Consider the following 13468-nt stretch of genomic DNA (forward strand, 5'->3'; position numbering starts at 1 on the left):
CTCAGCCGAGCAGCCCCGGCACGATCAGCAGCGCCGTGGGAACCGCGAGCAGCAGGACGGAGCCGGCCAGCACCAGGAGCTGCGCGTTCCGGCTTAGTACCGGAGCCGGCTTCAGCAGCCGGCCCAGCCGTGCCGACGTCGTCTCCGGAGTATCGATGCGGTCTGCGCCACCGTTCACCAGCTCGCTGGCGGGCAGCAGGGCCGAGCCGCTGGCCACCAGAGCGATCGCCTTCACCAGGGTGGAGCGGTCCACTGATTCCAGTGCGACGTCGTCGGCCAACATCTCTATCAGCGAGTTGACCGAGCGCTGCGCCAGCCGTGACGTGGGCAGCCAAGGCAGTGCGTAACGCCAGGCTGCGAAGGCCCAAAGCAGCAGATGGTGGCGTTGGGCAAGATGGGCGTTTTCATGAATCAGGACCGCCCGCAGTTCGTCCGGCTCCAGCATGTTCATGAGTCCGTCGGAGAGCACCGTGACGGAACGGGATCCGCCGGGCAGGCAATATGCTACGGGTGCGTCGTGATTGATGACCACCGTTCCCGGCCTGCCGGTGGCCGGTGAGCTGAGCAGATCCAACAGCTCGCGGTGCCGACGGCGTTGTTTGCGGATCCGTGCGTAGGTCAACAGCAGGGTGAACAGCAGGTGGGCCAGCAGCAGGGCCGCGGCGCTGAGCGCGAAGGCATGCCAGAACTCGAGCCGCTCACCGGTGCTGCTGCCCAGCAGAATGCCGAGCAGATTCTTCAGCCCGGAGATCAGGTTTCCGCCCAGTGGCACGAGCCCAAACGCCAGCATTGCCCCGATCATGGACAACCCGCCAGCGAGGGCGATTGCCTGCCAGAGGACCATGGCGGTGAAGGGGGAGCGGGCGGTCCAACCGGCGCGGGCCAGCAACAGGGGAACCGGCCACGCCAGGATGACGGCAAGGAGTGCAAGGAACCAGGACGTCCAGAACATCAGCTGTATGCGTCCAACCGGTGTGCCTGGTGGCCCTAGCCCTGGCCGAGCAGTTTACGCAGCGTGGTGGCCTCGCCGTCGCTCACGGTTCCGATAAAGCGCGCCAAAACGGCCTCACGGTCCGGAGCGGATCCGAGGACCTCGAGCATCAGCTCGGCCGTGTGCTCGGCTCGGCTGGTGACCGAGCGGTACCGGTGCGGGCGGATGGATCTTTCGCGTTCCACCAGGCCCTTCTTTTCCAGCCGTGACAGTACGGTCAAAACGGTGGTGACCGCCAGTTCCCTGCTGTCGGTTCCGCCAGCGACGGCGGGCGGACGCTGGGAGAGCAGGTCCCGCAGGGCGTTCGCGGTAATCGCTTCCGGGTGTTCCCACAGCAGATCCATAACGGCTCGTTCGAGCTCCCCCAAAGTGGCCATCGTGATCCTTTTAAAGTGGGTGCGGCAGATGCCTTGGCTTAAATCTACAGGGTCCGGCCGAAATATTCTACAATTGGTAGAAATTGGTTTTCTACGTATCGTAGAAGAGTCATGTTCCCGTCCCTAAGGTGAATCGATGGAAGCCCTGGATATCGCACGGTGGCAGTTCGGAATAACCACCGTCTACCACTTCCTGATGGTCCCGCTGACCATTGGCCTTGGCCTGTTGGTGGCCTTGCTGCAGACGCTGTGGCAGCGGAGCGGCAAGGAAGAGTACCTTCGGATGACCAAATTTTGGGGCAAGCTCTTCCTGATCAACTTCATCATGGGTGTCGCCACCGGCTTGGTGCAGGAGTTCCAGTTCGGCATGGCCTGGAGCGAGTACAGCCGCTTCGTCGGCGACGTGTTCGGCGCCCCGCTGGCGATGGAGTCCCTGCTGGCTTTCTTTATCGAATCGACCTTCCTGGGACTGTGGATCTTCGGCTGGAAAAAACTCCCCGCCCGGATCCACCTGGCGTGCCTGTGGATTGCGGTGCTTGGTTCGGCGGTGTCGGCGTACTTCATCCTGGTGGCGAATTCATGGATGCAGCATCCGGTGGGTGTCGAAATGGTGGACGGACGTCCGCGGATGGTCGATGCCTGGGCCGTCTTCACCAACAACACCGCGCTGGTGGCATTCCCGCACACGCTCACCGGGGCCGTCGCTGTCGCCGGCGGGTTTCTGCTGGGTATTTCCTGGTATCACCTGTGGCGTCGCCGGCGCGACGGCGTCGACACCATCGATGCTGACGGCCGCGTGGTGGTGGGGGAGTCGGCCACCATCCCCGGCCGCGACCGGACCGACCACGCCGTCTGGATCCGCTCCCTGCGCATTGGCGCTGTGGTGGCCATGATTGCCTTCGCCGGCACCGCGATCACCGGCGACATGCAGGGCAAACTGATGTTTGAGCAGCAGCCGATGAAAATGGCCGCTGCTGAGGCCGCCTGCCACGACGGCACCAGTTTCTCTATTCTCTCGATCGGGGACCCGGGCAGCAAGAACTGCAGCGACGTCACTGCCGTGATTGAGGTGCCCGGAATTCTTTCCTTCCTGGCGCACAACGATTTCACCACCGACATCAAAGGTGTCAATACGCTGGTCCCCGAGTATCAGGCCAAATACGGCACCACACTGCCTGCCAATCCGATCTACGGTGATCGGGCCGGCCAGGAGATCCAGTACGTACCCGTCATGGCGGTCACATATTGGGGCTTTCGGATCATGATCGGCTTCGGAGGACTGGCGGCGCTGGCCGCCCTGGTGGGACTGGTACTGGTCCGCAAGGGCACCGTGCCGTCGTCACGATGGCTGATGCGGTTGGCCCTCTTCAGCATTCTGGCGCCGTTCGGGGCTAACGCGGCGGGCTGGATCTTCACGGAAATGGGCCGGCAGCCATTTGTCGTGGCACCCAACCCGCAGCTCAGCGGCATTGACCAGGTCTTCATGTTCACCGCCGCGGCCGTCTCGCCCGGCGTCTCCGCGGGGGAGCTGATCTTCTCGCTGGTGATGCTAGCGAGCGTCTACGCGGTGCTGCTGGTGGTGGAGGTGAGACTGCTCTTCCGCTACGTCCGGGGCGGTGTCGCCGCGGCGATGCCCGAGCTCGCGCACGCCGCGAAGGAGGGTCCCGTGAACCTGCGTAAGTCCGACGGCGCGTCGAAGTCCGACGATGCGTCGAAGTCCGACGACGACGAGGGCAGCGGTGCGGGCGGCTCCGGCGGCAGCCCGGGGGATTCCGATGATGTCCTCGCCTTCGCCTACTGAGATCCGCCACGCCGGCAGGGCCTGTCGTGCAGGGGTCGGCCCTGCGCGGGTCGACCCCCAAAGTTGCGGTCCGGCCGCCGCCCAGCGCATTGATTTTCCCCTAACGTTAAAGGACACCGTCATGGAGACCCTGCCGACTATCTGGTTTGTGCTGATTGCCGTGCTCTGGACCGGCTACCTCTTCCTGGAAGGCTTCGATCTGGGCGTCGGCATGCTGATGAAGCTCTTCGCCCGCAACAACACCGAACGCCGGGTGCTGCTGAACACCGTCGGGCCAGTCTGGGACGGCAATGAGGTCTGGCTGATCACCGCCGCCGGGGCCATGTTTGCGGCCTTCCCACTCTGGTATGCGTCGCTGTTTTCGGCCCTCTATATTCCACTGGTCTTTGTCCTGCTGGGGTTGATTTTCCGTGCTGTCGCCTTCGAGTACCGCGGCAAAATCGATTCCAGGCGCTGGCGCGACCGCTGGGACTGGGCCATTGCCCTGGGTTCCTTCGTCTCGGCATTCGGAATCGGGGCCGCCCTGGCCCTGACCACGACGGGTCTCCCGCTCGACGCCAACGGTGACCGCGTGGGCGGCCCGTTCGCCTGGTTCAGCTGGTACGCCGTGCTGGGCGGCTTCGCCGTCGTCGGCTTCTCGCTGGTGCACGCCGCAGCCTTCCTTGCCCTGAAAACGGACGGTGCGATCCGCGAACGCGCCCGGCGCCTGGTGACCCGCTGGCTCCCGGTGGGTCTGCTGCCGCTGGTCCTCTGGATGGTGCTGCTGACCTATCAGCACGGTAAGGGGATCAGCTGGCTGCTGGTCGCCGTGTCCGCGGTAGCCGCCTTCACCGCCTGGCGGATGGCCGGCCGAGGCCGGGAGGGCTGGAGTTTTCTGGGTCTGGGCGTGTTCCTGCTGGCCGGCAGTGCCGCGATCTTCGGATCCGTCTTCCCCACGGTTCTCCCCTCCACGCTCAACCAAGAGTGGGACCTGACCATCAGCAACGCCTCCTCCTCGCCGTACACCCTCGGGTTGATGAGCATTGTGGCCTGTGTGGGTGTGCCGCTGGTGTTGGCCTACCAGTGCTGGACCTACTGGGTTTTCCGCAAGCGCGTCAGCGCCAGCCAGTTGCCGCAGGCGCACGACGTGGTGCCTGCCGTGGGGACGGACTGAGATGGCTCTCGGCAACGGCCCGCGGCTGCCCGCCGGGGCCAGGCGCAGCCTGTATCTGCTCGGTCTGCTGATCGCGCTGAAGTCGCTGATCTGGCTGCTGCTGGCCCAGGCGGTGGTCACAGGGATAGTCAGCGTGATATCCGACCACGGCGGCCTGACGGCGGCTCTGTTGACCGGTGCCGTCGCCGCGCTGGCCCGGGCAGCCGTGGTTTGGGCCATCGCCGTTGTGGCCCGGCAGACGGCACTCGGCGCCAAGGAGGACCTTCGCCTGAAACTTGCCGGACGGATGGTCCTCGACGCCGGTAGTGGTGCCGGAGGACAGGGTGCCGGTGGTGGTGCCGGTGGACAGGGTGCCGGCACCGTGCTGGCCACCCGCGGACTGGACGCGCTGGATAACTATTACACCCAGTTTCTGCCGGCCGTGGTCGGCTGCGCCACGATGCCGCTGCTGATCGGTGCCCGGATTCTGCTGGCGGACTGGGTCAGCGCCCTGATTGTCGTCCTGACGGTGCCGCTGGTGCCGCTGTTCATGGTGCTGATCGGCATGCACACCCGCGAGCAGGTGGAACGGGCGGCGGATTCGCTGTCCCGGCTGTCCAATCACCTGCTGGAGCTGGCAAAGGGACTGCCCGTGTTGGTGGGCCTGGGCCGGGCGAAGGCGCAGACCGAGGCACTGCGGAGGGTCTCCGAGGACTACCGCCGGACCACCATGGGTACGTTGCGCGTGGCGTTCCTGTCCGCGCTGGCACTGGAACTGGTCGCCACCCTCTCGGTCGCCGTCGTCGCCGTTTTCATCGGCGTGCGGCTGGTGCAGGGCTCCATGGATCTGGAAACGGGCCTGTTGGTGCTCATCCTGGCGCCGGAGTGTTACCTGCCGCTGCGTGAGCTGGGCACTGCGCACCACGCCAGCGAGGACGGCCGGGAGGCGCTGGAGCGGGCGGAGAAAATCCTTGCCGCTCCGGTTGCGGTGCCCCTGACGGTTCGGGTGCCTGCGGCTCAGTTGCATTCCCCGCAGGCCGACGACGGCGCTCCGGACAACGGCGGCGCCGGGGATTACGGCGGCGCTGGGGATGACGGCGGCGGGCGGCCGCGGGCGGACCGGCACGCCCCGGAGGTCCGGCACGTCCCGGAGGTCCGGGTGTCCGGGCTGCGCGTCAGTTATCCGGATCGGAGCGGCGACGCGGTTTCCGGACTGAGTTTCACGGCCCCGGCTGGGCAGATCACCGCAATTTCCGGGCCAAGCGGCTGCGGAAAATCCACCCTGCTGCACGTACTGGCCGGCATCGTCGCCCCGCTTTCCGTGACTGAGACTGGGCTGCTTGGTCCGTCCGAGACTGCGCCGCAGGCCGCGACAGCCACCGTGGCAGAGGCTGACGCGGACGCCGGACCGGACGGCAGGACTGCGGCACCGGCGGTGCAGGTCAGCGGCCAGATCACGGGGGTAGATCCCGAACACCTGGCGTGGGTGCCGCAGCATCCAGCCACCGTTGAACAGACTGCCCGTGCCGAAGTGGAACTTTACGGTGCAGGCGTCGGAACGGCGCCTCGCGGAACGGCTGACGAGCTGCTGAACCGAGTGGGGCTTGGCTATGCCGCCGCGCGCCATCCGGCGGAGCTCAGCCCGGGAGAGCTGCGGCGCCTTGCACTTGCCCGTGCTCTGGCCCGCATCGAGGCCGGAGCAACCGTGCTGCTGCTGGACGAACCGACGGCCCATTTGGACGGTCTCACAGCCCGCAGCATCGAGCGGACCATTATCGCTCTCTGTGGAACTGTCACTATCATCCTCGTCGCGCACAATGAATCCACGCTCGCACTGGCGGATCATGTGGTCCGCCTCGATGCCGGCGGCATTCGGACGGCCGAAAGTTCCGATGCCGGCGGAGCCAGGGACGCGCGGAGCCTGCCGATCACTGTCTCCGGGGACGTTGACCCGAGCACGCTCATCGTCAAGGACGTTTTGGCCTCCGGCGGTGCGGCCGGTCCCTCTTCCAACGGTCTCCTCCCTTCTGCCGCACGAGCGCCCTGTACGTCTTCAGTCCGGGCGGACCGTCCTTCTTCCTCCCGGTCCGCCCGGTCCGGCCATTCCGCCCGGTCTGGCAAATCCGTCCCCACCGCACGGCTGTTCAGACTGCTGGTCGCCGTGCTGGAACCATGGCGCCCGCGGTTCCTGCTCGCCGTCGTCGCCGGTGCGGTGGCAACGCTCGCCGCCCTCGCGCTGACCGCTCTCTCCGGCTGGCTGATCGTGCGTGCCAGCCAGCAACCGGCCATCCTGTATCTGTTGGTCGCCATTGTGGGCGTCAGGTTCTTCGGTCTGCTCCGGGCGGTCTCGCGATACTGCGAGCGGCTCTGGCTGCACGACGCGGTCTTCGCTTCGCTCACCCGTTTGCGTGTGCACGTCTGGGAATCCCTGACGCTGCGGGTGCTCTCCCGGCGGTCCCTGCTGCGCGGTGACGGCGCGGTGGACCACTTGATCGGGGATTTCGACGCCGTGCGTGACTTGGCGCCGCGGGTGGTGCTCCCGCCGGCCGCCGGCCTGCTGGCCGCAGCGGCCGTGGTGACGACGACGGCGCTGCTGCTGCCTGCCGCCGCCCCGCTCCAGCTCGTGGTGCTCACAGGTGCTTTGCTGCTGGCTCCGGCCACCGCCCTGTGGGCCGACAATAGAGCAGGCATTGCCGAACACCGGCACCGCTCCGCCGTCATCCGCACCGTGAGCGTCCTGCTCGGCGCGGCCGCCGATTTACGCGTCAACCGCGCGGACGGGCCACTGCTGGAACGGCTCCGCCGGGATGATCGCGCCGCGACGACGGCAGTACAGAGGGCGGCCCGGGCACAAGGCACAGCGCAGGGCCTCTTGGTTCTGTTTTCTGCCCTGGGCGCTTTTGGCATTCTTGGCACAGGTGCAGGTCAGGTCGCGTCCGGGACGCTTCCCGTCGAGGCATTGGCCGCGCTGGTGCTGCTGAATCTCTCCCTGGTGGACGCCTTTGCCCCGGTCTGTGCCGCCGTCCAGCTCTGGCCCGCGCTGCGAACGGTGCTGGCACGCTTCAGTGATGACTTTGTGCCCGCGGGCGCAGGCGGGGAGAACGCCGGCTCCGGGCGCGTCCGCCCGGAGCCGCTTTCGGCGCTGCCTGCGGATTCACGGCAGAGTTCCGCAACGCCCGGTCTGAGGCTAAAGGGCGTCACGGCGCACTGGCCGGATTCGGCCGCGCCCGTTTTCAGCGGGCTCGATGCGACCGTGCGCAGCGGCGAATGGCTGACGGTGACGGGGGAGTCAGGGTCTGGGAAATCAACTCTGCTGGCCGTGATGCTCGACTTCCTGGCACCCCTCGAGGGAACCTGCACCTCGACGGGCCGGATCGCGTGGTGTCCGCAGCAGGGGCACCTCTTCGACTCCTCCCTCCGGGCGAACCTGCTGCTGGCGCGCCCGCGGTCAGACGCGCCTGTGGAGGCCGAGCTGGTTAAGGTGCTCAACGACGTCGGGCTCGGTCCGCTGCTTCGGGAGCTGCCGAACGGGCTGGACACCCGGCTCGGCCCGGAGGGCAGTCATCTCTCCGGTGGACAGCGCCAGCGGGCCGCGGTCGCACGAACCCTGCTCACCGGCGCCGATGTGCTCCTGCTGGACGAGCCCACGGCCCATCTTGACACCGAATCGGCGGCCTCGCTGCTGGCGGACCTGCGCCGGGCGCTACGGGACAAAGCGGTGGTGCTGGTCACCCACGACCTGGCGGCTCGCCATCCGGCGGACCTCACCCTGGAGCTCGGGGCGCCGAGAGTCTCCACGGGGAGTGCTCCCATGGATGTGCAGGCCACCCAGGCATCCGCCGAGTACCAAGCCGTTCTGAGCTGGCGATAGACAAGGTTGAGACCAAGAATTATGGCTCCTGCAACCAGCAGCAAAATAGCGAAAAGCATCGCGATGGCGGCCAGGGCTTTCGCCTTTTCCGGCTCTTCAGAATTGAGAGTGTAGTCGGGGTCTGAATCCGCCGGATTCCAGCAGCGATCTGGCGATGTAATTGGTGATGTTACGGAACCCGAGAGCGGAACCACGAAGGTGTTCAAGACGGCCATTTATCGCCTCAGTTGGGCCATTGGAAGTGCCAGGCCGCTCAAAGTAGGCGAGCACATCGACGGCTCGGCGTTTGAGCGTGCGGCCAAGGGTTCTGAGCTCGGTGAGCGCGCTGGGGACGCCGGCGCTGAGGGAGTCGATCACGGCTTGCATCATCTCCTGTCCGCGGGAGCGGTCCGGTTCCCGGTACGCGGCGATCATGCGTTGGTAGAGGCCCCAGCTCGCCTCGACTTCGACATGCGTATCGGTGGAGAACAAGGTTTCAAGGCGGTCGCGTTGCTTTTCGGTAAGCAGATCCGCCCCAGTATGCAGCGTCCGCCTAGCCGAATACAACGGGTCTCCGGCCCTTCCGCGGTGCCCGCGCGTCTGCTGCTGAACTCGCCGCCGGCACGAATCCAGCGCCTCCCCAGCCAAGCGGACCACATGAAATGGATCCATCACCGGAACGGCATCAGGGAGTTCCTCGGTGGCGGCACTCTTGAACCCGGAAAACCCGTCCATGGCGACCACTTCAACCCCGTCCCGCCACTGCTGTGGGCGTGCCTTCAGCCAAGTGACGAAGACTTGTTTGGAGCGGCCTTCGACCATGTCCAGGAGCCTCGATGGGCCGGTGCCGTCCCTGATCGGAGTCAGATCAATGATCACGGTGACGTACTTGTCCCCGCGGCGGGTGTGCCGCCAAACATGCTCGTCAACACCGATGACCTTCACACCGTCGAAGCGGTGTTGATCATCAATCAACACACGCCTGCCCTCGGCCAGGACAGCCTTGTTCGCGGTGTTCCAGGTCACGCCCAGGCCCTCGGCAACACGGGCGACCGTGAGGTGTTGGCATACGATCCCTTCCAGTGCCCAGCGCAGCCCGCGGCGGGAAAGTTTCGCCCGCTGCTCCGCGGCCATGGAGGTGTTCTGCCGCCACACGTGCCCGCACCCGGTGCAGCGGTAGCGGCGGATACTCACCAGCAGTGTGGTCGGGCGCCATCCGAAGGGTTCATGGCCCAGCCGACGAGTCACCGTGTCCCGTGGGACTCCCTGGCATCCGCACCGGGAACACCAGTCATCGGCCTCGGTGACGCGGCAGGCCAGGACGGCACGATCTGGGCGCAGGTACTGACCGGTCACCTCAAGTCCGAGCTCATCAAGGCGGCAGAATGTGGTCAGGTCAGGGCTGTGAAAGGTAGCGTGGAACACGAGGGCCTTGCGGTAGAGGAATCACGATCTAGATAATCTGATTCTCTCCCAAGGCCCTCACCTCAGCTGAAACAACTTGCCGACCCCAGGCTCCTCACACTGCAGCCCCGACTACACTCTCAATTCGGAAGAGCCCCTTTTCCCGCTGGGCGCATCATGCCCAAAGACCTCACGATAAAATTTAGGAAATACGCTATTGGGTTTCTTAGCACAATCCAGGTGAGGCCGAGGACCATAATACTATCGACTCACCCATGCTTATGGTTCTCCTAGAGTCGCGCTAAAGCGTTATGAAATATGCGGAGAACGGCCCCGGGAGCGACGGTTGCAATCAGCAGAATGGCGAAGGTCCAGCGTTGGTCTAGACCATCAGTGGGAGGAAGAGTCCAGGTGCCGACAACAAAAAAGACAATTCCCAAAAGCCACAGCCAGGCGACCTTTCCTACAGGTCCCTTGAAGTAGCTAATCGGTTCAGGATATGCCTTCGCGACTTGCATCGCCGCGGGAATGGTGCACAAGTTCGTACCAACTATGAGAAACACTATGGAGACTACCGCCATATCGGGATTACCACCTTAGTTTCGTCAGGACAGGTTCAAAGCGGCCGTCGTTGGCCACTAAGCGACCACTCACTCGCTAGAGCGGCGACTGTCGCTGCGGTCGCGTTGGATGCCGGTACTGGTGAGATGGTGGGATACCAGTTAGCCAGTTACGATCGGATGGGCTTCCGGCCCACGCACCGCTCAGCAGCCTGGGACTATTCCGCTCAGCCGTCGACGTCGTGCAGATGATGCACGATGTCGTGCATGAAATACCCGGAGAAGCTCCTGATCGTAAAAACCTTGCCGTCGCTGCGCCGTCCGGTCCGGGACCATTGGTCCTGCGAAACGGCGGCGAAAGACGCGGCGATTTCGGCGCCGGCCTCCAGCAGAGCGGCGCTCACGGCTGCCGGATCCGAACTGCCGTAATCCTCATCCAGGCAGGCTTGGTCCTGGTCCCAGTTGGCGAACTCCGGGTCGTCGCTCTCCAGCATCAGGTGCAGACGCTGGTCGAAAAGGCCGAAGACATCGCGGACGTGGCAGGCATATTCCAGTACCGACCAGGTGTGTCCATCCGGGCGCTCCGCCGCGTACTGCCGGCGCAACACGGCGTGCCAGCGGGGCAGCAGTTCGGGCAGCGCGCTGGCCGCCATCGCCGGGGTTGTGGTGGCGGCTTCGAAACCGCAGTCGGGACAGGGCCTGGTGAGTACCCAAGTCCAGTCCTTGCTATCCGGGGTGATGACCATGACAGTAGTTTAGGCATATGCCACGACGTCTGTGCGACGATCAGCGCTGCGTCAGTCCCCGGTGCCGGCCGCAGCGGATGTAGCCGCGTAGCTGGGACCGATCGCCTCGACCGCCTGGGACAGCATGATGCCTGAACCGTCGCGGCGACCGTGTTCGGCGGGTAGAGCCCTGGCAACGCCGGCCTCGGAACCGGCTCTGGCGGGACCGTGGCCCGCCCAGGCCAGCAGCAGCTGGTCCTCGCCCTTGAGGAAGCGGTGTGCCCGGACGCCGCAGGTGGCCCGGCCCTTGGCGGGGTACTCGGTGAACGCGGTCACCTTGGCGGAGCCCGGCACGGTGCCCGGCAGGGCATCGGAGGTGCCGGAGATGGTGACGACGACAGCGGCCGGATCGGGTGCGCCGTCGTCGGCCGTTTTGACGACGGTAAAGCTGATCACGGAATCCCCGGGCAAGAGCTTGATGCCGGCCATTCCGCCGGCGGTACGGCCCTGCGGGCGAACGCTGGAGCCGGGGAAGTGCAGCAGCTGCGCCTGCTCGGTGATGAAGACCAGCTCGTCGTCCTCACCGGCGGAGGCGGCGCCTACCACGCTGTCCTTGTCTTTGAGCGCGATGACATCCCAGTCATCGCGGTTCAGCGGGTAGTCCGGGGATACGCGTTTAACCACGCCCTGGGCGGTGCCGATGGCGATGATCTCGTTCAGCGCCGTGAACGCGACTAGGGTTTCGCCGCGTGTCAGCGTGAGGAATTCCTTGGCGGGGACGCCGCCGGCCAGGTTTGGCATGGCCGTTGTCGGCGGGAGCACCGGCATGTCCACCACCTGCAGCCGCAGCATCCGCCCGGCGGAGGTCAGCGCCGCAATCTCTGAACGGGCGCTGGTGCGCAGCACAGACCGGAAGACATCGTGTTTGTTGCGCGGCCCCCCATCATTGAGCGGTTCCTGATGGGACGTCCGGGCGATCTGGCCGGAGGCACTGAGGATCACCCAGCAGGGGTCGTCGGCGATTTCCAGCGCCAGTGGGGCGGCCTTTCCTTTGACGCCAACGCCGGCCCCGTCAGCCGCTGCGAGGGCTTTGGCAACGCCGGGGGCCACGGCCTCGGATTCCAGCAGGACCGTGCGCCGGGGGGTGGCGTATTTGTCGGAGATGGCGCCGAGCTCGTCGGAAACCAGGTCCCGCAGCCGCTGTTCGGAGGCCAGGATTGCTTCCAGCTCGGCGATTTCGCGGCGCAGCTCGTCCTGTTCCTTTTTCAACTCGATCCGCGAATACTTGGTCAATTGGCGCAGGCGCAGCTCCAGAATGTAGTTCGCCTGGATCTCGCTGAGATCGTAGATCGCCATCAGGCGCTCCCGCGCGGCGGCGACCTCATCGGAGGAGCGGATGATCTGAATGACCTCGTCAATGTCGACGATGGCAATCAGCAGGCCCTCCACCAGGTGCAGCCGGTCCTTCTTTTTCCCCAGCCGGTAGGACGTCCGGCGCCGGACCACCTGCAGCCGGTGCGCAACGTAGACCCGCAGCAGGTCCAGCAGCCCCAGGGTTTGCGGCTGCCCGTCGACCAAGGTGACGTTGTTGATCCCGAAGGAATCTTCCATCGGGGAGTAGCGATACAGCTGGGCGATCACGGCGTTCGGGTTGAAACCGTTCTTGATCTCGATCACCAGCCGCAGCCCGTGGTTGCGGTCCGTTAGGTCGTTAACGTCGCTGATGCCCTGCAGCTTCTTGGAGGTGACCGCGTCCTTGATCTTTTCAATCACCTTTTCCGGCCCCACCAGATACGGCAGCTCCGTCACCACCAGCCCGGTCCGGCGGGCGGAGAGCTGCTCGATCCCGATCTTGGCGCGGGTTTTGAAGGATCCCCGGCCGGTGGCATAGGCATCCCGAATGCCGTCCAGGCCCACGATCCGGCCGCCGTTGGGCAGATCGGGCCCGGGGATAAAGCCCATCATGTCCTCGAGGGTCGCATCCGGGTGCGCAATCAGATGCCGGGCCGCCGCGATGACCTCGCCGAGGTTGTGCGGGGCCATGTTGGTGGCCATGCCGACGGCGATGCCGCTGGCGCCGTTGACCAGGAGGTTGGGGAACGCCGCGGGGAGCACCTCCGGCTGCGTCAGCTGATTGTCGTAATTGGGGATGAAGTCGACGACGTCCTCGTCCAAGTTGTCCGTCAGCGCCAGCGCCGCGGCCGCCAACCGTGCCTCGGTGTAGCGCGGAGCGGCGGGGCCGTCATCGAGCGAGCCGAAGTTTCCGTGCCCGTCAATCAGCGGCAGCCGCAGGGAGAAGTCCTGCGCCATCCGCACCATGGCGTCGTAGATGGCGGTATCGCCGTGCGGGTGCAGCTTGCCCATCACCTCGCCGACCACGCGGGCGCTCTTGACATGGCCCCGGTCCGGCCGCAGGCCCATCTCGCTCATCATGTACAGGATGCGCCGCTGCACCGGCTTGAGCCCGTCCCGCGCATCGGGCAGGGCGCGCGAGTAAATCACCGAATAGGCGTACTCGAGAAAGGACCCTTCCATCTCACTGGAAACATCAATATCAATGATCTTCTCGGCGAAATCTTCTGCTGCGGGAGGTTGGCGCTTGGCCATGCGAAAAGGGGTTCCTAACTG

General features: G+C 65.5%; 8 protein-coding genes. 3 read left to right on the top strand and 5 right to left on the bottom strand.

Translation table 11 applies throughout. The annotated features are described in order from the left end of the window. Nucleotide 1: 1 nt before the first annotated feature. Together ACLLJI_RS06555 and ACLLJI_RS06560 are read right to left on the bottom strand one after the other, a co-directional pair. The gene (locus ACLLJI_RS06555) at nt 2–952 is read right to left on the bottom strand and encodes a M56 family metallopeptidase (RefSeq protein ID WP_434619350.1); all 951 of its coding nucleotides are present in this window, start codon (nt 950–952) and stop codon (nt 2–4) included. 35 nt (nt 953–987) lie between these two features. Next, the gene (locus ACLLJI_RS06560; protein WP_434619353.1) at nt 988–1368 is read right to left on the bottom strand and encodes a BlaI/MecI/CopY family transcriptional regulator; all 381 of its coding nucleotides are present in this window, start codon (nt 1366–1368) and stop codon (nt 988–990) included. A gap of 136 nt (nt 1369–1504) precedes the next feature. Between ACLLJI_RS06560 and ACLLJI_RS06565 the strand changes: the two genes are divergently transcribed. The 3 genes from ACLLJI_RS06565 (at nt 1505) to cydC (ending at nt 8172) form a co-directional block, all read left to right on the top strand. Further along, a complete protein-coding gene (locus ACLLJI_RS06565) occupies nt 1505–3169 on the top strand; it encodes a cytochrome ubiquinol oxidase subunit I (RefSeq protein ID WP_434619356.1) in 1665 nt (554 codons plus the stop codon). 121 nt (nt 3170–3290) lie between these two features. Continuing rightward, the gene (cydB, locus tag ACLLJI_RS06570) at nt 3291–4322 is read left to right on the top strand and encodes a cytochrome d ubiquinol oxidase subunit II (protein ID WP_434619359.1); all 1032 of its coding nucleotides are present in this window, start codon (nt 3291–3293) and stop codon (nt 4320–4322) included. A gap of 1 nt (nt 4323) precedes the next feature. Continuing rightward, nucleotides 4324–8172 (top strand): thiol reductant ABC exporter subunit CydC, encoded by a 3849-nt coding sequence (gene cydC, locus ACLLJI_RS06575; RefSeq protein WP_434619362.1) that lies wholly within the window; start codon nt 4324–4326, stop codon nt 8170–8172. Nucleotides 8173–8268: 96 nt separating this feature from the next. Here cydC and ACLLJI_RS06580 read toward each other — a convergent pair whose 3' ends face one another. The 3 genes from ACLLJI_RS06580 to ACLLJI_RS06590 form a co-directional block, all read right to left on the bottom strand. After that, nucleotides 8269–9576: an ISL3 family transposase gene (locus ACLLJI_RS06580; protein WP_434614561.1), complete on the bottom strand. Its 1308-nt coding sequence runs from the start codon at nt 9574–9576 to the stop codon at nt 8269–8271. Nucleotides 9577–10342: 766 nt separating this feature from the next. Further along, complete coding sequence (locus tag ACLLJI_RS06585; RefSeq protein ID WP_434619365.1) at nt 10343–10861, bottom strand: DinB family protein; 519 nt, start codon at nt 10859–10861, stop codon at nt 10343–10345. Nucleotides 10862–10912: 51 nt separating this feature from the next. Further along, on the bottom strand, nt 10913–13447 hold the full coding sequence (locus ACLLJI_RS06590; protein ID WP_434619368.1) for a DNA gyrase/topoisomerase IV subunit A: 2535 nt from the start codon (nt 13445–13447) through the stop codon (nt 10913–10915). Between the last annotated feature and the right edge of the window lie 21 nt (nt 13448–13468).

The organism is Arthrobacter sp. A5, assembly GCF_051131705.1.
Taxonomy (GTDB): domain Bacteria; phylum Actinomycetota; class Actinomycetes; order Actinomycetales; family Micrococcaceae; genus Arthrobacter_M.